The sequence below is a fragment of the Rhizorhabdus histidinilytica genome (genome assembly GCF_900167915.1).
Lineage (GTDB): Bacteria > Pseudomonadota > Alphaproteobacteria > Sphingomonadales > Sphingomonadaceae > Rhizorhabdus > Rhizorhabdus histidinilytica.
In genome coordinates this window covers 1-26,128 of the sequence record NZ_FUYM01000009.1, presented here as the reverse complement: position 1 = coordinate 26,128, position 26,128 = coordinate 1, and the positions used below count along the sequence as shown (strand labels likewise).

Below are 26,128 nucleotides of genomic sequence, written 5' to 3'. Positions count from 1 at the left end.
GTTCTTTCGACGGTTCGGCCCCGAAGCAGGGCTGACCTTTCCGGAGGCAAGGGCGGCTTGCCGGAAACGGCACGGACGCTCGCGCCGCGCGGCCGCCAGATGCCGCGATGACCCCGCCACTCCCCTTGCGCTCAGCTCAGGCAGCGGCGCGCATAGTCGGCAAAGCCGTTGGGCTTGCGGCCGAGCAGCCAGGACAGGACATTGGCGTTCCCGCGCAGCCCGAACCGGTCATAATAGGTGAACAGCCGCTCGATCGCGCTGGCGGTCCAGTCGACGCCGCCGGGTTCCGACGCGAGCATCGGCGCCAGCATCGCGACGATCTGGTCGAGCGGCAGGCGGAACGCCTCTATCGGCGTGCCGGTCAGGTCGGTCAGGATGGCCGCAAGCTCGACGCCGCTATGGTCGTCGCTCGCCAGGTCGTAGGCGGCATGGTCGTGGCCGGGCTCGATCGCGACCTTGGCGACGATCTCGCCGACATCGGCCATGTCGACGAAGCCGAGCGGCCGGTCCACCGAATAGGTCAGCGCCATCCGCCCCGAGGCGACCGCCGCCGCCACGTCGATATTCTGGTAATAATGCATCGGGCGGACGATCGTGTAGTTGAGCCCCGATCCGATCAGATAATCCTCGACCGCCAGCTTGGCGCGGTGGTTCATCAGATAGTCGATCTGCGGGTTGATCACCGAGACGTAGACGAACCGATCGACCCCGGCGCGGCGGGCGGCGTCGATCGCGAACTGCCCCATCGCGACCTCCTTGTCCTGGAGCGCGGGCGCCATGTGGATCACCGTGCCGCACCCGTCCATCGCGGCGGCGAGCGCGTCGATGTCGAGCAGCCCGCCCTGGCGGGTGTCGGCGACTCCGGCCGCCTTCATCGCGGCGGCGTCGAGCGTCCGGCCATAGGTGCGCATCGGCCGGCCCTGCCGCGCCAGCACGTCGCGCACCTCGCGCTGCGTCCTGCTGCCCGCGCAGTTGAGGAAAATCGTCGGCTGGACGGTCATCTGGCACTCGCTCCCGGATCGTTTCGGGCAAACTAGCCGACGCCGGGGCGGGCCGGAAAGCAGCAACCATGATGGGATTCATCGGCGGCGATGATGGGAACGCATCATCGAGTCCTATGCGGATCATCGCGACATCTGATTTGATGCGGGCCGGCGGGTCCCCAAGCTGGGGGCGATGCCCCAACAGGAGAGACGATGATGAGCTGCCCCCGCTGCCGGATGGCGAGACGATCCTTCCTCAAGGCCGCGGCGGGCGGGGCGGCCGCCGCGCTCGCCGCGGGCCTGCCCGGATCGGCGCTGCTTGCCGCCGGCGGCACCGCCGGGGCGATCGACTTCCACACCCACATGATCGATCCGGACCTGCCCAACCTGATCACCGGGCAGATGGTGAGCACCGACCTCGCCGCCTGGATGCAGGGCTTCGCCTCGCCCGAGGTCCATGTCGCGCACATGGACAAATATGGCGTGCAGGCCCACGTCGTCGGCCATTCCAATGCGACCCAGGGGATCAGCTGGGGCGATGCCCGGCACGACCTGGGCGTCCACCAGCGGGTCAACGACCGGATCGCGCGCGACTGGGTGAAGGCGCATCCCGGCCGCTTTCACGGCGCGTTCGGCCTGCCGACCCAGGACCTTAAGCTCGCCATCCCCGAGCTCGAGCGCGCGGTGACGCAGCTCGGCATGAAGGTGCTGCAGCTCTCCTCGCAATCGCCCGACGGCGCCTATTTCGGCGATCCCCGCTTCGACCCGCTGTGGGAGGCGATCCAGCATTTCGGCGTCACCGTGTTCATCCACCCGCACGGCCAGGGCAAGGAGCCGCCGCTCGACGGCTTCGCGCTCGCCAATTCGGTCGGGCAGGGGGTCGAGGAGATCAAGGTGATGACCTCGATCATCTACAATGGCGTGTTCGACAAATTCCCGCGCGCCAAGATCGTCATCGCGCATGGCGGCGGCTTCCTGCCGCATTATTACGGCCGGCTCGACCGCAACGCGCATGAGCGGCCTGACACCAGCCGCAACATCAGCAAGCTGCCCAGCGCCTATCTCAAGGACTTCTACTACGATAGCTGCGTGTACGGGCCCGAGATCCTCGCGGCGCTGATCCGGGTGGTCGGTGTCGACCGGATCGTGCTCGGCAGCGATTTCCCGGTGGGCGAGGCCGACGGCCTGTCGGCGCTGCGCGCGACGCCGAACCTCTCGGCCGCCGACGTGACGCGGATCGCGCGGACCACCCCCGCCGCGTTGCTCGGCCTCTGATCCGGAATCAAAGCCTGACCCGCACATCCTGAGAGTCTGACCGGAAAGTGCCTTACCGCTCATCCTGAGGAGGGACTGAGCCTGGCGAAGGCCCATCTCGAAGGATATTTCCAGCCTCGAACGTCCCTTCGAGACAGCATTTCGCCTACGCTCAATGCTTCCTCAGGGCGAGCGGGGACTTTTGAGCCAGACTCTCAGGATGAGCGGGGATGGGTGCATCATATTGATCGCACGATGTTCTGAAGGGCGGCCGCCGATCCCGGCGACCACCCTTCCTTTCTGCCTGCCGGCCGTCAGCCGACGCGGGCGAGCGCTGCCTGGCCGAGGCCCTGGAACATCACCTCATATTTGAGCGCGGCATGGTTGGTGATCGCGTGCAGGTCGCGCCAGTGGCGGCTGAGCGGCTTGCGGCTGTCGAGCCCGCGCCCACCGCTCAGGTAGAAGAGCCGTTCCGATGCGGTGGTGATCGTCTTGGCGACGAAGCCCATCCCCGCCCGGAAGCGTGCGATCCCGTCGGGGGTGCGCATCTCGCCGGCCGTGATCGCGTCGTCGAGCTTGCTCATCGCCGCATAGGCCGCCGCCAGTTCGGCCTCGGACTCGCCGAGCCCGGCCTGGAGGAAGGGATCGTCGGCGATCTTGCCGGGGATCAGCAGGCCCTGCCGCCCGGCGTTGAAGCGCAGCACCTCCGCGTGCAGCGCCATCGCGATCCCGATCATCGGTGCGACCAGCCCATATTGGAACTGTCCGGCCGGTGGGGTGGTGAAGCGGATGCCGCCATTGCCGCTGCGCGCGCTCATGTCGTCGTTGCCGAAGGGATCGGCGCGCACCCAATGATCCTCGTCGATCAACGCGTCGCGGACCACGACATTGTTCGATCCGGTGCCGCTCAGCCCGACCGCGTGCCAGGTGTCGCGCACCTCGAACTGGCCGGGCTTGAGCAGGAACCAGCCATTGACCGGCGGCTCGCCCGGGGCGACCTCGGCGAAGCCGCCCAGCATCACCCAATCGCAATTGTCGATGCCGGAGGAGAAGGACCATTCGCCGTTGAGACGCAGCTTGCTCCCCTCCGCCTTCGCCCGGCCGGACGGGGCGAACATGGACGCGATGCACGGATCGGCGGCCTGGCTGTAGACTTCGTCCTGGGTCGCCTGCGGGAAGAAGCCGAGCGCCCATTGGTGATGGAGCAGGAAGCCCAGCACCCAGGCGAGCGATCCCGATTGCCGCGCGATCGGGGCGAGAACGTCGGCATAGGCCATCCAGCCATGCTCATAGCCGCCATGGCGGGCCGGGCGCACCAGCGGCATCAGCCCCGATGCGATCAGTGCGTCGGCCGCGCCCTTGGGCACCCGCCGCGACCGCTCGGCCTCGTCGACGAACGGCGCCAGCCGGGGGGCCAGTTCTTCCGCCATGGCGACGCAGTCGGCGTGGGACGGGACGCCCCCGGCCCCGGCCTCGCCGCTGGTCTCGCTCTTCATCTGCGCCTCTGGAGACATGCTTTCCTGATCCTCGTTTCTGTCCGCCGGCCCGTTCGATCGGGCCGGATTCACGGTGCAGGACGATTATGTTGGCTCGGGAAAGCCGTCGGAAATCTTCATTCGCGATGCGCCGCATAAGCGCGGACAATGCGTCTTCCGGGAATGCGCCGACAGGCGCATTTCCAACCAAGCTTCTCAGAGATCAGAGTGAGGTTGGATGCCGCCCTTGGTGGGCACGCCGTCGGCCGCGAAGGTCACGTCCCACTCGGCGCCGTCGCGCAGGAAGCCGGGCAGGTCGTGCATCCAGTGGGCGATGCCGAACATCGGGCTGAAGTCGCGCGGAATCCAGTTGTCGTCGAGCGCGTCCGAATCCGCGCCATATTCGGCCTCGCCGCCCGCCGGGCAGGGGAAGTAGCAGAACAGCGCCGATGCGATGCGGTGGCGGCCGATCCCCCATTCGGACTTCGGCCAGCCGCGCCGTTCGAGGTGGTTCTTGCCCGCCATCATCTCGTCGAGGTCGGTGACGACATAGTTGACGTGGTGGAAGCGCAGCGTGCCGTCCATCCCGGGCAGACCGGCATTGGCGTTGAGGATTGCCAGATTATGGTGGTCGTTGACCCCGTCGGCGCGGACATAGACCGCGAAGCTGCGCTGCCGGTCGCTCAGGCGGAAGTCGAGCCGCTCGCGCAGGAAAGTGGCGAGGCCCTCGATGTCGGGCGAGATCACGCCGATATGGCTGATCCCCTTCGGTCGGGCGCGGGCGATCCAGCGGCGGTGGACGTTCATCCGCTGCAGGTTGCCGGGCGAGTTGACCGGCTCGGTCGGCGCGAAGATCTGCCGCTTCTCGGGCCAGTGGCGCAGCCCCATCGCGATGCCGCCGTCGGCGACGAAATGGCAGATGCCGTCGGCGTCGCGGCGCACTTCGCGGTCGGTGGCGAGGCGGGCGACCAGCCGTTCGAGATTCTCGGCGGTGTCGACGCCCCAGACGATCTCATGGACGCCGATGCCGACGATCTGCGATCCCGGCACTGGATCGGTCGCGATCGCGCGGATGTCGACCCGCGCATTGTCGGGCAGGCGGAAACAGGCGCCGCCCTCGTCGCGGTCGAGCAGCGGCAGGCCGAAATCCTCGAAGAAGCGGATCGACCGGTCGACGTCGTCGACGCGGTAGAGGATGCGTTCAATTCCGATGATGGCCATGTTGGGTTCCTTCGATGGCGGGGATGCGGGTGGCGTCGGGTGTGGCGGGCGTGGCCCCCTCCGCGCGGATCATTTGCGCCAGGATGCGGCGGGCGCGGACGGCGGCGGCGTCACCGGCCAGGATCATCGGCCGCAGCGACCAGAAATCGGCGCCGTCCATATTCTCGGCGACCCGCGCGATCATCGGCTCGTCCTCCTCGGCGAAGGCGCGGGCGATACCGGCATGGATCCTCTCGCCGATTGCGGCGTCCGCCTGCCCGCGATTGCGCCCGACCATCCAGAAATAATGGGTCGAGCCCTCGGTCTCGGGGGTCAGCAGATGCGCGCTCGGCAAGGCGGGGCTGTCGTCGGGGTCGATGCCGTCCGGCGTCATCCCGACGTCGAGATAGAGGCTCGACGGCGCCGTCCAGCGCATGTGCGAGCGCATCTCGGCCTGGTCGTCGGGATGGTCCCACACCAGCCGGAACAGCGGCGTGACCGGCTCGCGCTCGATCCAGAGCTGCGACCAGACCGTGTTGCCCTCCTGCCGGACGCCGGTGCGCGTGCGGTCGGCCGCGTCGGGGGAGGCGAGGAAGGGATGGAGAAAGGCGGCGTGGCTGAGGTCGAGCAGATTGTCGGTCACCAGCTCATAGGGCGCGGTCACCTTGAGATAGCCGCGCGAGACGGCGAGCGCGGGATCGTCGAAGCGGGCGAAGTCGGGGATAGCGGCCGGGTCGGCGCGTCCGGGCTCGCCGGTCCAGATCCACAGCGCGCCGTGCCGCTCGACCAGCGGATAGGACCGCACCCCGCTACCGGCCGGGACGCTGCCGTCGCCGTGCGGGTTGTGGACGCAGCGCCCGTCGCGGTCGAAGCGCAGGCCGTGATAGGGGCATTGCAGGCTGTCACCGACCAGCTTGCCGTCGCCGAGCGAGGCGAAGCGGTGGGGGCAGCGGTCGCCGATCGCCGCGGCGGTGCCGTCGGCCAGCCGGAACAGGGCGATCCATTCGCCGAGGACCCGGATGCGCCGCGGCGCGGTCCCCAGATCGCCGGACCACCCGGCGACATACCAGGCGTTGCGCAGGAAACTCATCTCTCCCTCCCGGCCCGGTCATGGTCGCGGGCTCGGCGCGGGATCGTAGAGAGCTTGGCGATCGGCCGGAAATCAGCGTTGGCGATCCGTTGCATCGCTGCCGCATATGGGTGCGTATCGACCGCGATGATGGATGCCATCGGCACTTTCGATTGGGGTGCGGCGCATGGTCTTCCTATGGCCTGTCCGAAGTGATGGGAGGAGCGGACGGCGATGGACGAGGGCGAGCGCGGAATAGCTGGGGTGATCGCGGCCGAGCAACGGCGCGGCGAGGCGCTGGTGGCGCGGGATTTCGCGACGCTGCGCACGATCGTCGCGCCTGATGTCACCCACACCCACACGCGCGGCGTCACCGATGATTTCGACGCCTATTTCCGCTTCGTCGAGCAGGAGCTCGCCTTCCTGGAGGCATCGCGCGGCCCGCTCGACGTCCGCATCATCGGCGACGTCGCGGTGATGACCGGGACGATGGACAATCTGGTCCTGCCGCGCGGCCGCGAGGAGCCGATCCGCACCCGCGCCCAGGCGCTCCAGGTCTGGGCCTGGCGCGACGGCGGCTGGCGGATGATCGCCTTCCAGTCCACCAACCTGCCCGCCTGAGGAGCCCTGCGATGACCGACGCGATGCTGCACCGCTGCTCGCCGCAGACCGTCCCGGTGGCACTGGGCACGCCGGTCGCGCGGCTGCCCTTCCGGACGATCGACCTGCACTGTCACCTCGCCGCCCCCGAGGTCGAGGCGCTGGTCGCGGGCCATCCGCTGCTCGCCGAACGCGCGGGTGCGGAGGCAGCGGCGATCGGGGCGGCCTCGCTCGCGGTCAACCGCGAACGGATCGGCGCGTTGATGCCGCGCCTGACCGGCGCCGACGAGCGATTGCGCGACATGGATGCGATGGGGGTCGACGTGCAGGCGATCAGCCCGTCGCCGACCCAATATCATTATTGGGCCGAGCCCGACCTCGCCGATCGCATCGTCCAGCGGATGAACGATGCGATCGCCACGGTCTGCGCCGCGCATCCCGACCGCTTCGTCGGCCTCGGCACCGTCGCGCTCCAGCATCCCGAGCGCGCCGCCGCGCAGCTCCAGACGGCGATGCACGACCATGGCTTCAAGGGGGTCGAGATATCGTCGCTGGTCGACGGCGTCGACATCGCCGACCGCCGCTTCGATCCCTTCTGGGCCAAGGCCGACGAACTGGGCGCGGTGGTGCTGATCCACCCCTGGGGCACGACGCTGGGCGAACGGCTGGCCGACCATTATCTGATGAACATCGTCGGCCAGCCGTTCGAGACCGCGCTGTGCCTGTCGAAGCTGATCTTCGGCGGGACGCTCGACCGGCATCGCCGGTTGAAGATCGTCACCGTCCATGGCGGCGGCTATCTGCCGACCTATGTCGGCCGGTCGGACCATGGCCATGCGGTCCGGCCCGAGGCGGACGGCTGCTCCTGCGCCCCGTCCGAGCAGCTCAAGCGAATCTGGTTCGACAGCCTCGTCTACGAGCCGCGCCACCTCGCCCGGCTGATCGACGAGGTCGGCGTCGGACGGGTCGTGCTCGGCACCGACTATCCGTTCGACATGGGTCATTATGATCCGGCGTCGGTCGTCGCCGGACTCGACGAGGACAGCCAGCGCCGCATCCTCGGCGGCAATGCGGCGGAACTGCTCGGGATCGACTGACGACGTGCTTCAGCGCGCTTAAGCCGTTCGTGTCGAGCGAAGTCGAGACACGTTCCGAGAGCCGCCGTCCCTCGACTTCGGCCAAAGGCCGAAGTTCATCCCGAGCGCCTGCCTTGCAGGCAGCCGAGGGGCTCGGGACGAACGGAGCGTCTGACGAGGATGTCAGGCCCCCACCGTCACGCTCGCCGCCGCGACCTCGTGGCGGCATTGGTCGAAGCCGGTTCCGGGCACAAGCTCGCCCGTACGATCGGCAACGCCGTCGAGCCGGTCGAGCAACGCGCCCGCGACATCGTCCTCGGCGCCGAGGAACAGGCCCTGCGTCATCGTGATGTTGGCCTGCTCGAAGCTGCCCGCCCCGGCCAGGATCACCCGCCGGGTCGGCGCCGCGTCGGACGCGAGCATGACGATCGCCGGGCTCACCCGGTCCGGGGTCAGCCGGGCGAGGGTGGCCTCATCGAAGATGTCCGCCGTCATCGCGGTCGCGGCGGTGGGGGCGATGCAGTTGACGTGGATGCCGTTCTTCGCCCCCTCGATCGCCAGCGTCTGCATCAGTCCGACCAGCGCCATCTTGGCGGCGCCGTAATTGGCCTGTCCGAAATTGCCGTAGAGCCCGGATGAGGAGGTGGTGAAGACGATCCGGCCGTGGTTGCGGGCGCGCATATGGTCCCACACCGCCTTGGTGCAGTGGACGGCGCCCATCAGGTGGACGTCGACGACCAGCCGGAAGTCGGCGAGATCCATCTTGGCGAAGCTCTTGTCGCGCAGGATGCCGGCATTGTTGATGAGGATGTCGATCGCTCCCCATTCGTCGATCGTCCGCTCGACCATCGCCGCGACCTGCCCGGCGTCGGTGACGCTCGCGGCCATGCCGATTGCCTCGCCGCCCGCAGCGCGGATCTCGGCAGCGACGCGTTCGGCGTCGGCCTCCATCAGATCGTTGACGACGACGCGGGCCCCGTGCGCAGCGAGCGCCCTGGCGTGCGCGCGGCCGAGGCCGTTGCCGGCGCCGGTGACGACGGCCACCCGGCCGCGAAGCGAGATCGACATGCTGTGCTCCTGTTTCGAAGGATGTTCAGATGATGCTGGCGCCGCCGTCAACGACGATCGTCTGACCGGTGATGTGCCGGCCGGCGTCGGAGGCCAGCAGCAGCGCCGGGCCCATCAGGTCGCTGGGGCCGCCGAGCCGCCCGAGCGGTGTCTGGTCGATCAGCTCCTGGCCATGGTCGGCGAGGATCTTGCCGGTCATCTTCGACGGGAAATAGCCGGGTGCGATCGTGTTGACGCGGATGTTGCGGCGGCCCCATTCGGCGGCGAGTGCACGGGTCATGTTGACGACCCCGCCCTTGGCCGCGTTGTAGGCAACCGTTCCGGGCCGGCGATGATGATGGCCGAGCAGCCCTTCGACCGAGGCGACGTTGACGATCGCGCCGCCGCCCTGCGGCAGGAAGGCGGCCTTCGCCACCGCCTGGCTGAGCAGGAAGACGCTGCTCAGGCTGACGTCGATCACCCGGGTCCAGGCCTCGGCGGGATAATCCTCGGCGGGCGCGCCCCAGGTGGCGCCGGCATTGTTGACGAGGATGTCGATCCGGCCGAACCTCTCGAGCACCTGGCGGGCGAGCGTCGCCGGCGCCGCGCCGTCGGCCAGGTCGGCGGGGAAGGCGACGGCCTCGATGCCATCCGCCGTGAGTTCGGCCACCGCTTCGTCGAGCTCGGCCTGCTTGCGCGCGGCCAGCGCCAGCCGGGCACCGTTCGTGCCCAGCGCGCGGGCGATCTGCAGCCCCAGCCCGCGCGACCCGCCGGTGACGATCGCGACCCGCCCCGACAGGTCGAACAGCCGGGTCGGATCGATCGGCCTGTCCATATGTCCTTCCTCCCCAAGAGCCGCGCGGCGCGGCGGGCGGCCCTTATTCCCGCAGCTGGCGGCTGCTGGAAATCGCTATTGTTGATCGGTCCCATCAATCTTCGCGATGGCAATGCCGGGCACTTGTCCTGTAGGTCTCGCCGCATCGGGCCCGGGACGAGGCCGGGGCGAGGGGAGGACAGGGCGATGGCGCTCAGCCTTACGCAATTCGATCTCAATCTGCTCGTCGTGCTCGATGCGCTGCTGACCGAGAAGAGCGTGACCCGCGCCGCCGAGCGATTGTTCGTCACCCAGCCGGCGGTGAGCGGATCGCTCGCCCGGCTGCGCGACATCTTCGAGGACCCGCTGCTCGTCCGCGTCGGACGCGAGATGGAGTTGACCGTGCGGGCGCGGGCGCTGGCCGGGCCGGTGCGCGAGGCGTTGCTGATGGTCAAGGCCGCGCTCGGCAGCGAGGAGCGCTTCGACCCGTCCGAGACGAAATGCGAATTCCGCATCGCCATGACCGACTATTGTTCGATGACGATCCTGCCCCGGATCGTGCGGGAGCTTGCGGTGCGCGCGCCAGGGATCGAGCTGGCGGTCGAGGGGTTGGTGAACAAGAGCTTCGACCGGCTCGAAACCGGCGAGATCGATTTCCTGCTCACGGTGGTCGAGCGCACTTTGCTGATGCATTCGCGCCATCCCGACATGCTGCGCGGCGCCGACGCCTTCGAGGATTGCTACACCTGTGTCGTCGCCGCCGACCACCCGTTCGACGGCATGCTGACTCCCGAGGATTTCCGCGCCTATCCCAACGCCACCGTCTCGTTTGGCGAACACACCTTCACCACCGACCGCGCGGCCTATGAGCATGGCGGGCTCGACCAGTCCCCCGCGCTGATCGCATCGAGCTTCTCGTCGCTCCTGTTCCAGCTCCAGGGCACCAGGCTGATCGGTACCGTACCGTACCGGCTCGCCGAGATCTTCGCGCCGATGCTCGGTCTGCGCCTGCTCGAACCGCCGATCCGCCTGCCGTCGCTCACCGAACGGCTCAATTGGCACGTCCGCAACGACGCCGACCCCGGCCATAGCTGGATGCGAAACCTGATCCTCGACGTCGGCCGGTCGATGGGGCCGCGCAAGGGCGCGCCGGACTGACGTACCGATGAGGGGCACCTCCTCCCTTCGATCCATAGGCGGGACGGATGCAACCCATTATGCTTGCCGATTTCCCGCCGTGCGCGCGCCTTCCTAAGACCCTCCCATAGAATTTCAGACCGGTCCGATCGTCGCGTCCGACGCGGCGGCGGACCCGACCATTGGGAGAGCTCCATGCGAAAGGTGATCGTGACCTGCGCCGTCACGGGGGCGGTGCATACGCCGTCCATGTCCCCCCATCTGCCTAAGACGCCCGACGAGATCGCCGCGGCGGCGATCGAGGCGGCGGCGGCGGGTGCCTCGGTCGTCCATCTCCACGCGCGCGATCCCGAGGACGGCCGGCCGAGCCAGGACCCGGCGCTGTTCCGCCGCTTCCTGCCCCGGATCGCCGAGGCCTGCGACATCGTCATCAATATCACCACCGGCGGCGCGCCGACGATGGGGATCGAGGAGCGGCTTCAGCCCGCGCTCACCTTCCAGCCCGAGATCGCCTCGCTCAACATGGGAACGATGAACTTCGGCCTGTACGAGATGCTCGGCCGCTTCCGCGAGTTCCGCTACGACTGGGAGGAGCCCTATCTGCGCAACAGCGACGCGAACATCTTCCGCAACACCTTCCGCGACATCGAGCATATCCTGAAGAGCTGCGGCGCCAACGGCACCCGCTTCGAGATCGAGTGCTACGACGTCGCCCATCTCTACACCGCCGCGCATTTCCGCGACCGCGGCCTGCTCGAAGGGCCGCTGTTCATCCAGACCGTGTTCGGCATCCGCGGCGGCATCGGCGTCCATTACGAGGACATCGCGATGATGAAGCGCACCGCCGACCGGCTGTTCGGCGACGACTATGTCTGGTCGGTGCTCGGCGGCGGCCGCCACCAGATGCCGATCGCGACGATGTCGGCCGCGATGGGCGGCAATGTCCGCGTCGGGCTGGAGGACAGCCTGTGGGGTGCCCCCGGCCAGCTCGCCACCAGCAATGTCGAGCAGGTGCGCCGTATCCGCACGGTGCTCGAGGCGCTCTCGCTCGAGGTCGCGACTCCCGACGAGGCGCGCGCCATGCTCAAGCTAAAGGACCGGGCATCGGTGAAGGTGTCGGGATGACCCTGATCCGCACCGGACGCGGCCCCAATCCGCTCAAGGGCTGGCAGGTCGACCCCGCCGCCATCCGCCATGTCGGGCGTGACCTGCAGCGCCCCGAATGCATCCTCGCCGAACGCGACGGCAGCCTGTGGTCGGCCGACGCGCGCGGCGGCGTGATGCACATCGCCCCCGACGGCGCGCAGACGCTGATCACTCAGACGGTCGACGGCCATTTCGACCTGGCCGGCGACGCGGCGGCGAGCCTGCTGACCGGCACCCTGCCCAACGGCCTCGCCTTCGCCCGCGACGGCGACATCATCATCTCCAACTTCGGCACCGACCGGCTGGAGATCATGGACCGCAGCGGCGACACGCGGGTGCTCGCCGACAGCATCGACGGCCGGCCGCTCGGCAAGGTCAACTTCGTGCTGCGCGACAGCCGCGACCGGCTGTGGATCACCGTCTCGACCATGGTCAATCCGTGGAGCGACGCGGTGACGCCCAACATCGCCGACGGATCGATCTACCTGCTCGACGCGCGCGGGCTGCGGATGGTCGCCGACGGCTTCATGTTCACCAACGAGATCCGCTTCGACGCGGAGGAGGAGTGGCTCTACGTCGCCGAGACCACCGGCAAGCGGGTCAGCCGGCTGCGCGTCCGCCACGATGGATCGCTCACCGACCGCGAGGTCTACGGCCCGTCCAACCTCGGTGCCGGGGCGATCGATGGCATCGCCTTCGACGCCTACGGCAATCTCTGGGCGACGATGATCATGGCCGACCGCCTGGTCGCGATCACCCCGGACGGGGAGCTGCTCGAACTGCTCGACGACGGCGACCGCCAAGCGACCGCGCGGTTCGAGGCCGAGTTCGCCTCGGGCAAGCCGGTCAGCTTCGAGACGATGATGGCCTGCGGCGGCGACGTCGCCCGCTGGATGGCCAGCGTCACCTTCGCCGGGCCCGACCTGCGCACCGCCTGCCTGGGCAGCCTGCGCGGCATCAGCATCGCCTGTTTCGACTCCCCGGTGGCGGGCCTGCCGATGGTCCATTGGTGACCGCCGGCCTTCGACCAGACAGCAAGGACGACATCCGCATGAACACCCCATCCTTCGCCCTCGGCAGCTTCGTCGGAGACGGCGACACGCCCTTTCCCGCGCTTGTCATCGGCGAGCTCGTCCATCCGCTCGCCGGCCTTGCCGGCTTCGAGGGGATCCGGTCGATGCTCGACCTGTTCGACGATTGGGACCGTCTGTGGCCGCTGCTGCGCGAGCAGGCCGAGCGGCGCGCCGCCGATCCGGGCCCGCGCGCGCTCACGGCCGGCATGCTGCAGGCGGTCGCGCCGATCGTGCCGCGCCAGATCATCTGCTCGGGCGCCAATTACCGCAAGCACGTCATCGACATCATGATCGACCAGGACCACGGCCTCAACGTCGGCCGCTCGCGCGAGGAGCGGCGGATCGAGGCGGTGCGGGTGATGGACCATCGCGCGGCCAAGGGGCAGCCCTTCGCCTTCCTCAAGCCCTTCTCGTCGATCCTCGGCCCGTTCGACGATCTGGCGGTGCCCGCCGACAGCGAGCAGCTCGACTGGGAGCTCGAGCTGGGCGTGGTGATCGGCAAGCCGGCCCGCCGCGTCGGCCGCGACCGCGCGCTCGACCATGTCGCCGGCTATGTCGTCGTCAACGACATCAGCGTCCGCGACCATCTCTACCGCCCCGACGTGCCGCAGCTCGGGCTCGACTGGGTGTCGGGCAAGAGCGGGCCCGGCATGCTGCCGATGGGGCCGCTGATCGTGCCGGCCGCCTTCGTCGCCGATCCGCAGGACCTGATGATCACGCTCAAGCTCAACGGCGAGGTGATGCAGCATGAATCGACCGCCGACATGATCTTCCCGATCGCGCGGCTGATCGAGGCCTTCTCGGTGCACATGCAGCTCCTGCCCGGCGACATCATCTGCACCGGCTCGCCCTCCGGCAACGGCACCCATTTCGGCCGCTTCCTCCGTCCCGGCGACGTCATGGAGGGGACGATCGAAGGGCTGGGCACGCAGCGCAATCGCTGCGTCGCCGAACGGCTCGCCGAGGGGGCGGTGCTGCACCGGCCGTTCGTCCCGCTCGAGCCGGCCTGACCGCCGACGATCCATCGCGCTGGCCCGCTCCTCCTGAGGAGGGACTGAGCCTGGCGAAGGCCCATCTCGAAGGATATTTCCAGCCTCGAACGTCCCTTCGAGACAGCATTTCGCCTACGCTCAATGCTTCCTCAGGGCGAGCGGGGACTTTTGAGTCAGACTCTCGGGATGAGCGGAAGTGGGGAATTGATCCAATGGTTTGACGGGCCGCTCTTCCCTCGGATGGGCGGCCCGATCCGCATCAGCGGCGCTAATGGAGTTCATTTCCATATACGATTTTCACAATGTCATGGTCTGGCGGAATATCGATCGCGAGGACGCAAGATCCAGATCATGGGGGAGTGAATGCGACTATATCACCTGTTCGCCGCCGCGGCCGTCGCGGCCATCGCCACCGGTTCCGCCCAGGCCCAGACGGCGCCCGCCGCCGCCGACAATGGCGGCCTGGAGGAGATCGTCGTCACCGCGCAGAAGCGCAGCGAGAAGCTCCAGGACATTCCGGTGACCGTCACCGCGCTCGGCGCCGAGGCGCTCGAACGGCGGCAGGTGCTCTCGGTCTCGGACCTCCAGTCGATCGCCCCCGGCGTGTCGGTCGGCCAGCATGCCGGCTACAACCGGCTGTTCATCCGCGGCATCGGCCTGACCTCGATCTCTTCGGGCCAGGACCCAAGCGTCTCCTTCCAGGTCGACGGCGTCGTCATCGGCCGGCCCTCGGCGCAGCTCGCCTCCTTCTTCGACCTCGAACGGGTCGAGGTGCTGCGCGGCCCGCAGGGCACGCTCTACGGCCGCAACGCGACCGGCGGCAGCGTCAACCTGATCACCCGCAAGCCGACCCGCGACCTCAGCGGCTATCTCGACCTGACCTATGGCAATTACGACCGCATCCAGCTCGACGGCGCGATCAGCGGGCCGCTCGACGCCAAGGGCGACGTGCGCGCCCGCATCGCCTTCCAGAAGGTCAAGCATGACGGCTATGGCCGCAACGTGACCCTCAACGAGGACGTCAGCGATCAGGATAGCTGGGCGGTGCGCGGCATCCTCCAGGTCGATCCCGCCGCCAATGTCGATATCACCCTCTCCGCCGACTATGCGCGCGAGGACGACCATAATTATCCGTTCAACGGCTTCGGTCCCTATCGCTCCGACGTGCCGATGCCGGGCCTGCTGCTCGGCGGCACGCTGCTGCCCAACAGCCGCGACGTGACGACCGAGGTGCCGACCCGCAACGACCGCACCTTCTGGGGTCTGTCGGGCACGATCGGCGTCGACCTGGGCGGCGGCCTGCGCTTCCAGTTGATCACCGGCTATCGCAAGTCGCGCCGCGCCAACATCAACGATCCCGAGACCACCTCCTATGCGGTGTTCTCGCCGACGCTGACCGCGGAGAACGCCCGGCAATTCTCGCAGGAGCTCCAGCTCCTCTACACCGGCGACCGGCTCAACGGCGTCGCCGGCCTGTTCTACTATGACGAATCGCTCAGGGCCGAGCTCGATCTCGGCTTCCCGGTGATCGGCGCCGCCCTCGGCTTTCCGGCCGCCGACTATCATGAGGACGGCCGGATCGACATCAAGGCCTATGCCGCCTTCACCCAATGGACCTATGAGGTCGTCGACCATCTCCGGCTGACCGCCGGCATCCGCTACAGCGACGAGAAGCGCCGTTCGAACGGCACCTTCACCATCTTCAGCTTCATGCCGCCGCCGAACGCCACCAATGTCGTCGTGCCCGTCCATGTCGACAAGAGCTGGCACGCGCTGACGCCGAAGTTCAGCATCGACTACAAGCCGGTCGAGAATGTGATGCTCTATGCGTCGGCGACGCGCGGCTTCAAGAGCGGCGTGCTGTTGAGCGGCAACCCCAATCCGCCGGTCAATCCCGAATATATCTGGTCCTATGAGGCGGGCATCAAGTCGAGCTTCCTCGACAACCGGGTGCAGCTCAACGCCGCGGCTTTCTACTACGACTTCAAGGACCTCCAGGTTAACCGGATCGTCAATGTCTCGATCGTCACCGAGAATGCGGCGGCGGCGCGGGTCAAGGGGGCCGAGGTCGAGCTGCGCGCGCGGCCGGTCGAAGGCGTCACGCTCAACGCCGACGCGACCTATCTCGACGCGACCTTCCGCAAATATTCGACCAAGCATCCGGCGCGGCAGGAGCTCGGGTTGCTCGACCTGTCGGGCAACCGGCTGGCCAACGCGCCGAAATGGTCGCTCAACGCCGGCGCCGAGTTCGACCTGCCGATCGGCGTGCCCGGCCGGCTGTCGGCGCGCGGCGACGTCGCCTGGACCGGCAAGGTCTATTTCACCGAGTTCAACGAGAATCTCCTCTCGCAGGACGCGGTGGCGACGGTCGACGCCTCGCTGCAATATGAGAGCGAGGACGGCCACTGGCGCGCCAGCCTGTTCGGCAAGAACCTGACCAACCGCAAGATCGTCGCGAACAAATTCATCGCCGCGCAGACGACCGGCTTCGCGCTCAACGGCGGTTTCAAGCCGCCGCGCACCTATGGCCTGCGGGTCGGCTATCGGCTGTAGCGCCGCCTTCCCGTCCCGCCGGGCCCCGCCGTGGGACCCCAACCATCGCCGGATCGAAGCCTGTCTTCGGTCCGGCGTTTTCGTGTCGGCACCGCTTCACGCAATATAGTCTGATTCGTCAAATAGGCTGACCGGCCTGCGCGCGGAGGGAGCGGAGTTCCCGCGCCGATCCCTGCCCCTGTCAGCCCGAATTCTCCATTTTCCGGCAGCGACCGATAGCCGTTCCAGCGTTAGATCGTTATATGACATTCTTGTTCAAATCATATTGACCGTTTTCGGGTGCCGCTATAATTTGGACAAATAAGTCATTTCGAAAACAGAAAGCTGGGAGGGGCTGACAATGGCAATCGAAATTCGTGCTGTCCGGATCATGTCCGCGCTGGCGGCGGGCGCGGCGCTCTGGCAGGTGCCGGCGCTGGCGGCCGCGCAGACCGCCGCCGCCGTCGACGATTCGGGCATCGCCGAGATCATCGTGACCGCGCAGCGCCGTTCCGAAAGCCTGGAGAACGTGCCGATCTCGATCACCGCCGCGACCGCCGACATGCTAACGGCGCGCGGCGTCAATTCGATGCGCGACATGATCGCCGCCGCGCCCAGCGTCACCCTCGTCACCGTCGCCGGTTATCTGCAGCCGCGTATCCGCGGCATCGGCAACGCGGCGGTCGGGCCGGGTTTCGAGGGCGGCGTCGCGGTCTATGTCGACGGCGTCTACCAGGCGGCGCCGCAGGCCAATCTGTTCTCGCTCGCCAATATCGAGCGGGTCGAGATTTTGAAGGGGCCGCAGGGCACGCTGTTCGGCCGCAACACGACCGGCGGCCTGATCCAGGTGATCACCCGCCAGCCGAGCCATGACTTCGGCGGCACCGCGTCGGTGACCGCGGCCAACTACCAGGACTTCACCGGCGACCTCTACGTCACCGGCGGCCTGTCCGACACGGTGGCGATGAACTTCGCCGGCCATGCCGAGGTGCAGGGCAAGGGCTGGGGCGACAATATCGTCACCGGCAAGGACGCTTATCGCACCTATCACGACGTCGCCCTCCGCTCGTCGCTGCTGTTCGAGCCGAGCGACGCCACCAGGATCCGCGTCACCGCCGACTATCTCGACAACCGCAACAACATCAGCCCGTCGACCGTGCTGGCGCCGGGAACCGGCTTTCCCTTCCCGGGGCTGATCCTGCCGACCAGGATCTGGGACACGGCGAGCGACGTGCAGCCGAACAGCCGGGTCAAGAGCGGCGGCGTCACCGCGCAGATCACCCAGGACCTGGGCTTCGCGTCGCTGGTCAGCATCAGCGCTTATCGCAAGGCGCGCTATCATCTCGTCTTCGACGGCGACGTCAGCAACCTCAAGCTGGTGTCGATCGACATCGGCCAGTCGGATCGCCAGTTCAGCCAGGAGGTGCAGCTCACCTCCAACCCGGACTCGAGGATCAGCTGGGTGCTCGGCGCCTTCTACTTCAACGCGGCGGGCCGCTTCGATCCCAACGGCGTGGCGCTGGACGGCTTCGTCCGGCCATCGAGCCCGCTGGGCCCGGTCACCGGCAGCATCATCAACGATCGGCTGGGGACGCGATCTCTGGCCGGCTATGCCCAGGCGACCGCGCCGATCACCGATGCGACCAAGCTGACCCTCGGCATCCGCTATACCCGCGAGCGCAAGAGCCTCACCGATATCGAGAGCTTCACCACCTTCGCCGCGCTGCCGGCGCCGGTGCCTGGCGCGCCGGTGGCGGATCGCAGCGTCCGCTACAACCGGCCGACCTGGCGGGTCGCGGTCGATCATCGCTTCTCGCCGCAACTGCTGGTCTATGCCTCCTATAATCGCGGCTTCAAGAGCGGCGGCTTCAACGGCCAGTTCCCGACCGACGCGCCCTATCTCCCGGAGCGGCTCGACGCCTATGAGGTCGGCGCCAAGGCCAATCTGTTCGACCGCCACCTGCGGATCGACGTCGCCGGCTTCTACTACGACTACAGCAACATCCAGGTATCGAAGTTCATCGGATCGCAGCAGAGCTTCTACAACGGCGCGGCGGCGCGGGTGTACGGCCTCGACGTCGATTTCGAGGCGAAGCTGAGCAGCCGGCTGTCGCTGTCGGGCGGCATGACCCTGCTCCACGACCGCTTCACCCGCTTCCCCAATGCGGTGATCTCGACCCAGGTGCCGACCGGCATCGTCATCACCACCGGATCGGCCAAGGGCAATCGCCTGCCGGTGACCGCCGACTTCAGCGCGACGCTGACCGCGACCCACCGCACGCCGCTGAGCTTCGCCGACCTGCTGGTCGACCTCAGCTACACCTATAATGACGGCTATTTCACCCAGCCCGACAACATCCTGCGCCAGCCGTCCTACAACCTGCTGGCGGCGGGGGCGCGGCTCGACTTCCCCAACGGGGTCAACGCCCGGCTGTGGATGCGCAACATCCTGAACGAGAAGATATTCAACACGCTGCAGGCGGGTACGTTCGACAGCAACGCCTCCTATCAGGCGCCCCGCACCTACGGCATCACCCTCGGAGTGAAATTCTGATGACGGCGCAGCGCGTCAGCCGTCGTTCGATGCTGGGGGGCATCGGGCTGGCGGCGGCCCTCGCCGCCGGCGGCGCACCGGCCGTCCGGGCGGCGGCGACGGCGTCGTCTGCCGCGACGAAGCTCTATCTGCTCGGCACCGGCGGCGGGCCGATGCTGGGTGGCGAGCGCGGCATGGCGGCGAGCGCGCTGGTCGTCGGCGATGCGGTCTACCTGATCGATTGCGGCTATGGCGCGTGCGAGCGCATATCGCGCGCGGGCCTGTCGGTCGCGGCGATCGGATCGGTGTTCATCACCCACAACCATGCCGATCATCTGCTCGACTATGGCTCCTTCCTGTTCTTCTCCTGGCTGCAGGGGCGGCGCGAGGAACTGCGCGTCTACGGGCCGCCGCCACTCCGCAAGATCACCGACGACCTGCTGTCGGCCAACGCGCTGCCGCTGCACTATTACAAGGAGGACATGCACTCGCCGCCGATGCCGCCGGTGCGGATCGACGAGATCTCCGGCGCGGGCCCGGTCATGCAGGACGCGCGCGTCCGCGTCCGGTCGGTCGTGGTCCACCATCCGCCGGTCGAGCCGGCACTCGCCTATCGCTTCGACACGGCCGACCGCTCGGTCGTCTTCTCCGGCGATACCTCGCCCTCCGACGCGCTGATCGGCCTCGCCAGGGGCGCCGACATATTGGTCCACGAGGCCTGCGACGTGGCGCGGACGATCGAGATGATGAAGGGCGCGCCGCCGCCCGCCGATGCCGACGCCCGGATCAACGGCGCCGGCAGCTCGGCGCCGCAGGGCTATGATCCCGCCAAGTTCGCCGAGCATGTCCTCAAGGCGCATACGTCGGTGGCCGATGCCGCCAGGGTCGCCGCCGCGGCCGGGGTCAAGACGCTTGTCCTCCACCATCTCTCGCCGGGCAGCTCGAAGATCGTCCCCGACGCGGCCTGGATCGCCCAGGCGCGGCCGCATTTCGCGGGCGAGATCGTCGTCGCCCATGACGGCGCCATCCTCTGACCAACGGCAAGAAGCTTCCATGGAAACGATCAGAACCGGCGTCCTCGTCGTCGGCGCCGGCCCGGCCGGGCTCGCCGCGAGCCTGCTGCTGAAGCGCCGGGGCTGCGACGCGCTCACCATCACCCGCTATGGCTGGACCGCGCACACGCCGCGCGCCCACCACATCAATCCGCGCGCGATGGAGCTGCTGCGCGGCCTGGGGCTGGAGGAGGCCGTCCGCCGCCGGGCCTTCCCACGCGATGCGGTCAGGAACGTCGTCTGGTGCGTCAGCCTTGCCGGGCGCGAGATCGGCCGGCTGGAGCATTATCATGCGTCGGGGCCGGGCGGCTATCATGACAGCTCGCCCTGCGATCCCGCCAATATCGCGCAGCACAATCTCGAGCCGATCCTCGCCGGGGAATTGCTGCGCCGGGGCGGCAAGCTGCTGTTCAACATGGACTGCCTCGCCGTCGAGCAGGACGCGGACGGCGTCCGCGCGACGGTCCGCAACCGCACGACCGGCGAGACGGTCCGCATCGAGGCCGACTATCTGATCGGCGCGGACGGCGCCAACAGCCTGGTCGCGCGCGACATCGGCCTCGAACTGGACGGGCCGGCCGGCTGGGGCGCGGCGATCAACGTCTGGATCCGCGCCGATCTCGGCCGTTACGTCGCGCACCGCCCCGGCGCGCTGTTCTGGACCAACCAGCCGGGCAGCCCCTTCTGGATCGGATCGGGCGTGTTCGTCGCGGTCGAGCCGTGGGACCAGTGGATGGTAACCTTCATGTACGACCCCGCCACCGGCGAGCCCGACCTCGACCATGACGTGCTGGTCGATCGCATCCGCCACATCGTCGGGGATCCCGACATCGCGATCGAGATCCTCCACGCCGGCACCTGGCTGATGAACGCGCAGGTCGCCCGCAGCTATTCGCGCGGCCGGGTCTTCTGCATCGGCGATGCGGTCCATCGCCATTCGCCCGCCAACGGGCTCGGCGCCAACACCTCGATGCTCGACGCCTATAATCTGGCGTGGAAGCTCGACCTCGTTCAGCGCGGCGTCGCCGATCCCGCCCTGCTCGAAACCTATGGGGTCGAGCGCCAGCCGATCGGCGCGGCGGTGGTCGCGCGCTCGATGAAGAGCGTCGGCGAATTCCCGGCCGTCGCGGCGGCGCTCGGCTATGCGCCGGGCCAGAGCGTAGCGGAGGGGCAGGCCTGCCTCGACCTGCTCGCGGCACCGGGCGAGGCGGGGGAGCGGATGCGCGAACAGCTCGCCGAGGCCCTCGCCCTGCAGGCTTATCAGTTCAGCGCCGCCGGCTTCGAGCTCGGCTATCATTATCCCGAGGGCGCGGTCGTCGATTGCGGCGTCGCCTACCGGCCGAGCGCCGATCCCGACCTGATCCACCGGCCGCAGGTCTGCCCCGGCGCGGTGCTGCCGCACGCCCGGCTGGTCGGGCGCGACGGGGCCGAGCGGTCGACGCTCGACATCGTCTCCGATGGCGGCTTCCACCTGCTCACCGGTCCGGGCGGCGAGGGATGGCGCGACGTCAGCCGCGCCATCGCCGACCGGTTCGGGCTCGACATCGCGGTGAGCCTGATCGGGCCCGGCGGCGGCCATGAGGACAGCTACCAGGCGTGGCGCAGCCTGCGCGAGGTCGGCGATTCGGGAGCGATCCTCGTCCGGCCCGACACCCATGTCGCCTGGGTGGCGCCGGCCTTCTCGACCGAAGCGGCGGAGGAGCTGGTGCGCGGGGTGGCGGTCTTGCTGGGGCGTTCGTCCTAGACGCGTTTCGGGGTCAGATCGAGGGATGCCGTCCACCCCCCATCGTCATTCCCGCTTTCGCGGGAATGACGAAAAGATGAGGAAAATCGGCAGACTTCGATCCGATCCGCAACGGATGTCTGGATCAGCCCTTCTCGACCGGGAAGGAATAGGCCTGCGCCGCTGCGGCCCGCGCATCGTCCTCCTCGATCGGGATGGAGGCCAGCGTCCGCGCCTCGGCCGGGTCGAGGCCCAAAGCCACCGCCATCTCCCCGGCGGCGAGGTCGATATGATCGTTGCCGACCTTTTCGACCAGCACCCGGTGGATCGTCATGATCTGCATGCCCAGTCCCATGTCGATCGCGACGGCCATCGGCATCTCGCGCAGCCGGCCGGTCCCGAACGCCGCCTCGAACTCGGCGGCGATGAACTCCTTGGCGCCGGCGTTGAGCGGCCCGGCGAGCGGCATGGTGCGCAGGAGGATCCAGCCGCGCGCCGCATCGGACACGGCGAAGCGGATGAACAGCCGGAACGCCAGGATGATCCGCTCGATCGGGTCCTCCATCTCGTCGATCGCGCCGGAGATGACCGAGTTGATCGCGAAGGAGACGTCGTTGCCGACCGCGCGGAACAGTTCGTCGCGCGACTTGAAATGATTGTAGAAGGTGCCGCGCGCCACCTTCGCCTCGGCGATCACGTCGTCGATCGTCGGCGCCTCGGCGCCATGCACCGCGAACAGGCGATAGGCCGCCTGCATCAACTTGCTGCGCGACTTGGCGCGCCGCTGCTCGCCCACCTCGACCCGACGGGCGAGCTGGACCGGGTTCAGCCGCGAGGTGCGGGGGGCGGTCCGCACCTTGCGCCGGGCCGGCTTGGCGGTTTCGACCGGTTCCGGGCGCGGCACTCCGTCGTCCAAGATGATGCTCTCCACAGGATGCGGGGCCGGAATGACCCCATTCGGATTGACGATGTAGTTCATCGGGAATGTGAACGCCACCCGCAACGGTCGGAAATCCGGACGATCCGTCCGCCATGACCATTTTGTCCGAACCGTATATTGCAATATGGTCGACAATCATACAAGATGTCATCATCAATTCGGAAGGATGTCGAATGGATCTGGAGAAGCGGGCTATCGCCGCCGATTTGCTGCACGAATTCTGCTGGCATGCCGACATGGGGGCGGGCGACCGCATCGCGGCGCTGTTCACCGACGACGCTACCGTCGTGACCCCCCATTTCCAGCTCGCCGGCCGGGCCGAGATTCACGACTGGTTCAGCGCCCGCGCTCGCCCCGGCGAACGCCAGGTGCGGCACATCCTGTCGAACCTGCGCTTCGACGAGCGCGACGACGGGACGATGGGCGTCACCGCCTACACCATGGTCACGATGCTGCTGCCGACCGGCGAGGCCGCCAAGGTCGCGGTCGGCACCTCGACCGACGAGCTGCGCTTCGACGGGCGGCGCGCCCTGTTCGCCGCCCGCCGGCTCGACATCGCCTTTGAAGGCCGCTTCGCGGTCGAGGGAGGGGCGGCATGAAGCTCGCGACGATCGCGCTCGACGGCGCGGCGGTGCCGGCGCTCGTCCGTGACGGGGCTGTCCTTCCCTTCGCCTCGCTGGCGCCGGACCTGCCGGCCTCGATCGAGGCGCTGCTCGCCGGGGGCGACGAGGCTATGGCGCGGGTCCGCCGCGCCGCCGACAGGGCGGGCCAGGGCATCGCGCTGGCCGACGCCCGGTTGCTCGCGCCGCTGACCCGGCCGTCCAAGCTGCTCGGGATCGGCTTCAACTATTCGAGCCATGTCGAGGAGGTCCGCGCCAAGGGCATTCCGATCCCCGACCTCTCAAACCAGATCTGGTTCAACAAGCAGGTCAGCGCGATCGCCGGTCCGTTCGACCCGATCCACCTGCCCGCCTCGTCCGAGCAGCTCGACTATGAATGCGAGCTGGGCATCGTCATCGGCCGGCGCTGCCGCCATGTCGTCGCGGCCGATGCGCGCAAGGTGATCGCCGGCTATCTGGTCGCCAACGATGTCAGCGTCCGCGACTGGCAGCTCAAGGCGCCGACCGCGACGCTCGGCAAGTCGTTCGACACCCATGCACCGATCGGCCCCTGGATCACGACGGCCGACGAGGTCGCCACCCCCGACGACCTCGCGATCCGGACGCTGGTCGATGGGACGGTGGTGCAGGACGGTCGGACCAGCGAGCTGGTCAACGGCATCGACGCGATGGTCGCCTATCTGACCCAGGTGATGACGCTCGAGCCTGGCGACATATTGCTCACCGGCACACCGAGCGGCGTTGCGGCGGGCCGCAACCCGCCGACCTGGCTGCGCGAGGGGCAGGTCGTCCGTGTCGAGATCGAGGGCCTCGGCCATATCGAGAACCGGGTCGTGGCCGAACCGCTCGACCAGACGAGCTTCATCCGGTGAGCCAGGACGCGACGCGGTGCGGCGGTGAGGTGGTGGAATGAAGGCTGCGGTCCTCGATCGGCTGGGCGGGCTGCCCCGTCCCGCCGACTTCGCCGAGCCCGACCTCCAGGGGGCGGAGACGCTCGTGCGGGTGTCGGCCGCGGCGATCAAGCCGATCGACCGCGCGATCGCGGCGGGCACCCATTATGCCAGCCCGAAGGCGCTGCCGGTGGTCTGCGGCATGGACGGCGTCGGTACGGACGCGGCGGGTGAGCGGGTCTATTTCATGGCGACGCGGCGGCCCTATGGGGCGATGGCCGAACGCGCGCCCGCGGCCTGGACCGTACCGGTGCCGGGCGCGCTCGACACTGCCGCCGCCGCCGCGGTGGTGAATCCGGCGATCGCGGCCTGGCTTCCGCTCGAATGGCGTGGCGGGCTCCGGCCCGGCCAGTCGGTGCTGATCCTCGGCGCCACCGGCAATGCTGGGCGGATGGCGGTGACGGTCGCCCGGCTGCTGGGCGCGGGGCGGATCGTCGCCGCCGGACGCAACCGTGACGTGCTCGCCGGCCTCGGTGCCGACGCGATCGTTGACCTGTCGCTGCCGCGCGAGGATATCGTCGCGCGCTTCTCGGCGGTGATCGGCGAGGGGGTCGACGTCGTCGTCGACTATCTCTGGGGCATGCCCGCCGAGGCGTTGCTGGAAAGCCTCACCAGGGGCGACCTCCACGCCGCCGGGCAGGCGACGCCGATCCGCTTCGTGTCGGTCGGGGAGATGGCGGGGCGCGACATCGCTCTGCCGTCGTCGCTGCTGCGCGGATCGCGGATCGAACTGCTCGGCAGCGGCACCGCCAACATGCCGCCGCTCGACCGGATGAAGCGGATCACCGCCGACATCCTCGCGCTCGCCGCCGAGGGGCGGCTCGATGTCGGGATCGAGCGCTATCCGCTCGCCGACGTCGCACGGGCCTGGGAGCGGGCGGCGACCGCCGACCGGCGGCCCGTGGTGATGATCTGATCGAGTCCCTCTCGTCATTCCCGCGCAAGCGGGAATCCATGGACGGCGGCCCGCAAGAGGCCGGATGTCCCGTGACCGTGGATTCCCGCTTGCGCGGGAATGACGGATGAGGTGGCAAGGGTGCGCGCGACCCGTTCAGGCGGGCTCGAATTCCCGGAGCCGGCTGCGCAGATTCTCCTCGACCGTGTCGAGATGCTCCTCGAACAGCCGGACGGCGCGCTCCTCGTCGCGGGCGACCAGCGCGGCGATGATCTCGTCATGCTGATGCATGCCCTCGCTGGCGCGATGGGTCAGCGGGCCGTCGAGATTCTGCACCCGGATGATCTGGCGCGAGGTCACCAGGTGGACGTCGGCCAGTGGTTCGTTGCCGCTCGCCAGCACGATCGCGCGATGGACGGCGTTGTTGAGCTTGAGGAAGTCGTGGATGTCGTTGCGCGCCATGGTGTCGCGCATCTGCTCGTCGAGATCGGCGATACCGCGCAGATCCTCTTCTTTCGCGCTACGACAGGCGAGCCGGACGGCAAGCACCTCGAGCGCCCGGAGCAGCTCGAAATTCTGCATCGTCTTCTCGGGCGTCGGCGCCGTGACCACCGCGCCGCGGTTCGGCGTCACCTCGATCAGTCCTTCGGCGACGAGGCTCTGGTAGGATTCCCGCAGCGGCGATCGCGAAATGCCGTAGCGCTCGCACAGCAGGCGCTCCTGCAACCGCGTGCCGGGCCGCCACACCCCGTCGATGATCTCCTGTCGCAGGCGGTTGCAGACTTCCGACTGGAGCGAGGAGCGCTGGATCCGGGTGTCGTTCATGCTGGCTGGGTATCGCATCCGGTATCATGTCGACAAGATGCCATCGCCTCATTCGCGATGCATGTCCCAGGGGGACATGCCCGTGGGGAGGGTTGGGCGGCGTGTGATCTGGTCGAGGGGTGTACCGGCCTCATAGGCGGCGATCATCTCCTCGGGATCGAAGACGATGCCCATGAAGTTCTCCTCATAGGC

Annotated in this window: 22 protein-coding genes; 14 read left to right on the top strand and 8 right to left on the bottom strand. The window is 68.3% G+C overall.

Annotation, left to right across the window (positions count from 1 at the left end):
- Positions 1 to 131: 131 nt before the first annotated feature.
- Positions 132 to 1,001: an SDR family oxidoreductase gene (locus B5X82_RS18305; protein ID WP_079649624.1), complete on the bottom strand. Its 870-nt coding sequence runs from the start codon at positions 999 to 1,001 to the stop codon at positions 132 to 134.
- A 195-nt stretch (positions 1,002 to 1,196) separates the two neighbouring features.
- Here B5X82_RS18305 and B5X82_RS18300 point away from each other — a divergent pair, with 195 nt between their 5' ends.
- Positions 1,197 to 2,258 (top strand): amidohydrolase family protein, encoded by a 1,062-nt coding sequence (locus B5X82_RS18300; RefSeq protein ID WP_079649623.1) that lies wholly within the window; start codon positions 1,197 to 1,199, stop codon positions 2,256 to 2,258.
- A gap of 293 nt (positions 2,259 to 2,551) precedes the next feature.
- On the opposite strand, the gene B5X82_RS18295 is transcribed toward B5X82_RS18300, so the two are convergent.
- From B5X82_RS18295 to B5X82_RS18285, 3 genes are all read right to left on the bottom strand, one after another.
- The gene (locus B5X82_RS18295) at positions 2,552 to 3,751 is read right to left on the bottom strand and encodes an acyl-CoA dehydrogenase family protein (RefSeq protein ID WP_125726586.1); all 1,200 of its coding nucleotides are present in this window, start codon (positions 3,749 to 3,751) and stop codon (positions 2,552 to 2,554) included.
- Positions 3,752 to 3,928: 177 nt separating this feature from the next.
- Complete coding sequence (locus tag B5X82_RS18290; RefSeq protein ID WP_079649621.1) at positions 3,929 to 4,933, bottom strand: VOC family protein; 1,005 nt, start codon at positions 4,931 to 4,933, stop codon at positions 3,929 to 3,931.
- Positions 4,914 to 6,002 (bottom strand): aromatic ring-hydroxylating dioxygenase subunit alpha, encoded by a 1,089-nt coding sequence (locus B5X82_RS18285; protein WP_079649620.1) that lies wholly within the window; start codon positions 6,000 to 6,002, stop codon positions 4,914 to 4,916. The genes B5X82_RS18290 and B5X82_RS18285 overlap by 20 nt, the downstream gene beginning before the upstream one ends.
- 213 nt (positions 6,003 to 6,215) lie before the next feature.
- Between B5X82_RS18285 and B5X82_RS18280 the strand changes: the two genes are divergently transcribed.
- On the top strand, positions 6,216 to 6,602 hold the full coding sequence (locus tag B5X82_RS18280; RefSeq protein ID WP_235862722.1) for a nuclear transport factor 2 family protein: 387 nt from the start codon (positions 6,216 to 6,218) through the stop codon (positions 6,600 to 6,602).
- Between the two features lie 11 nt (positions 6,603 to 6,613).
- A complete protein-coding gene (locus B5X82_RS18275) occupies positions 6,614 to 7,678 on the top strand; it encodes an amidohydrolase family protein (protein WP_079649619.1) in 1,065 nt (354 codons plus the stop codon).
- 162 nt (positions 7,679 to 7,840) lie between these two features.
- On the opposite strand, the gene B5X82_RS18270 is transcribed toward B5X82_RS18275, so the two are convergent.
- A complete protein-coding gene (locus B5X82_RS18270; protein WP_079649618.1) occupies positions 7,841 to 8,725 on the bottom strand; it encodes an SDR family NAD(P)-dependent oxidoreductase in 885 nt (294 codons plus the stop codon).
- Between the two features lie 25 nt (positions 8,726 to 8,750).
- Positions 8,751 to 9,539, bottom strand: a complete 789-nt coding sequence (locus tag B5X82_RS18265; protein ID WP_079649617.1) for an SDR family oxidoreductase — start codon at positions 9,537 to 9,539, stop codon at positions 8,751 to 8,753.
- 186 nt (positions 9,540 to 9,725) lie between these two features.
- Between B5X82_RS18265 and B5X82_RS18260 the strand changes: the two genes are divergently transcribed.
- The 8 genes from B5X82_RS18260 (at position 9,726) to B5X82_RS18225 (ending at position 21,727) form a co-directional block, all read left to right on the top strand.
- Positions 9,726 to 10,676, top strand: coding sequence for a LysR family transcriptional regulator (locus tag B5X82_RS18260; RefSeq protein WP_079649616.1), 951 nt, complete (start codon positions 9,726 to 9,728; stop codon positions 10,674 to 10,676).
- Between the two features lie 174 nt (positions 10,677 to 10,850).
- Positions 10,851 to 11,780, top strand: a complete 930-nt coding sequence (locus B5X82_RS18255) for a BKACE family enzyme (protein WP_079649615.1) — start codon at positions 10,851 to 10,853, stop codon at positions 11,778 to 11,780.
- Positions 11,777 to 12,814, top strand: a complete 1,038-nt coding sequence (locus tag B5X82_RS18250) for an SMP-30/gluconolactonase/LRE family protein (protein ID WP_079649614.1) — start codon at positions 11,777 to 11,779, stop codon at positions 12,812 to 12,814. Before B5X82_RS18255 ends, B5X82_RS18250 begins: the two co-directional genes overlap by 4 nt.
- Positions 12,815 to 12,852: 38 nt before the next feature.
- A complete protein-coding gene (locus B5X82_RS18245) occupies positions 12,853 to 13,884 on the top strand; it encodes a fumarylacetoacetate hydrolase family protein (RefSeq protein WP_079649806.1) in 1,032 nt (343 codons plus the stop codon).
- Positions 13,885 to 14,229: 345 nt separating this feature from the next.
- Positions 14,230 to 16,419 carry a TonB-dependent receptor gene (locus B5X82_RS18240; RefSeq protein ID WP_079649613.1) on the top strand — a complete coding sequence of 730 codons (2,190 nt, stop codon included), beginning with the start codon at positions 14,230 to 14,232 and terminating at the stop codon, positions 16,417 to 16,419.
- A 340-nt stretch (positions 16,420 to 16,759) separates the two neighbouring features.
- Positions 16,760 to 18,952 (top strand): TonB-dependent receptor, encoded by a 2,193-nt coding sequence (locus B5X82_RS18235; RefSeq protein WP_079649612.1) that lies wholly within the window; start codon positions 16,760 to 16,762, stop codon positions 18,950 to 18,952.
- The gene (locus B5X82_RS18230) at positions 18,952 to 19,965 is read left to right on the top strand and encodes an MBL fold metallo-hydrolase (protein ID WP_079649611.1); all 1,014 of its coding nucleotides are present in this window, start codon (positions 18,952 to 18,954) and stop codon (positions 19,963 to 19,965) included. Before B5X82_RS18235 ends, B5X82_RS18230 begins: the two co-directional genes overlap by 1 nt.
- 19 nt (positions 19,966 to 19,984) lie before the next feature.
- The gene (locus B5X82_RS18225) at positions 19,985 to 21,727 is read left to right on the top strand and encodes an FAD-dependent monooxygenase (RefSeq protein ID WP_079649610.1); all 1,743 of its coding nucleotides are present in this window, start codon (positions 19,985 to 19,987) and stop codon (positions 21,725 to 21,727) included.
- A 124-nt stretch (positions 21,728 to 21,851) separates the two neighbouring features.
- Here B5X82_RS18225 and B5X82_RS18220 read toward each other — a convergent pair whose 3' ends face one another.
- Positions 21,852 to 22,622 carry a TetR/AcrR family transcriptional regulator gene (locus tag B5X82_RS18220; RefSeq protein WP_223811178.1) on the bottom strand — a complete coding sequence of 257 codons (771 nt, stop codon included), beginning with the start codon at positions 22,620 to 22,622 and terminating at the stop codon, positions 21,852 to 21,854.
- A gap of 197 nt (positions 22,623 to 22,819) precedes the next feature.
- On the opposite strand from B5X82_RS18220, the gene B5X82_RS18215 reads away from it, so the two are divergent.
- Genes B5X82_RS18215 through B5X82_RS18205 form a run of 3 tightly spaced genes read left to right on the top strand, consistent with a single transcriptional unit; the run spans position 22,820 to position 25,132 of the window.
- The gene (locus B5X82_RS18215; RefSeq protein ID WP_176152617.1) at positions 22,820 to 23,245 is read left to right on the top strand and encodes a nuclear transport factor 2 family protein; all 426 of its coding nucleotides are present in this window, start codon (positions 22,820 to 22,822) and stop codon (positions 23,243 to 23,245) included.
- The gene (locus B5X82_RS18210; RefSeq protein ID WP_079649607.1) at positions 23,242 to 24,138 is read left to right on the top strand and encodes a fumarylacetoacetate hydrolase family protein; all 897 of its coding nucleotides are present in this window, start codon (positions 23,242 to 23,244) and stop codon (positions 24,136 to 24,138) included. The genes B5X82_RS18215 and B5X82_RS18210 overlap by 4 nt, the downstream gene beginning before the upstream one ends.
- A gap of 37 nt (positions 24,139 to 24,175) precedes the next feature.
- Entirely contained in the window at positions 24,176 to 25,132 is a 957-nt protein-coding gene (locus B5X82_RS18205) for a quinone oxidoreductase family protein (protein WP_079649606.1), read from the top strand.
- Between the two features lie 135 nt (positions 25,133 to 25,267).
- Here B5X82_RS18205 and B5X82_RS18200 read toward each other — a convergent pair whose 3' ends face one another.
- On the bottom strand, positions 25,268 to 25,936 hold the full coding sequence (locus tag B5X82_RS18200) for a GntR family transcriptional regulator (RefSeq protein ID WP_223811179.1): 669 nt from the start codon (positions 25,934 to 25,936) through the stop codon (positions 25,268 to 25,270).
- Between the last annotated feature and the right edge of the window lie 192 nt (positions 25,937 to 26,128).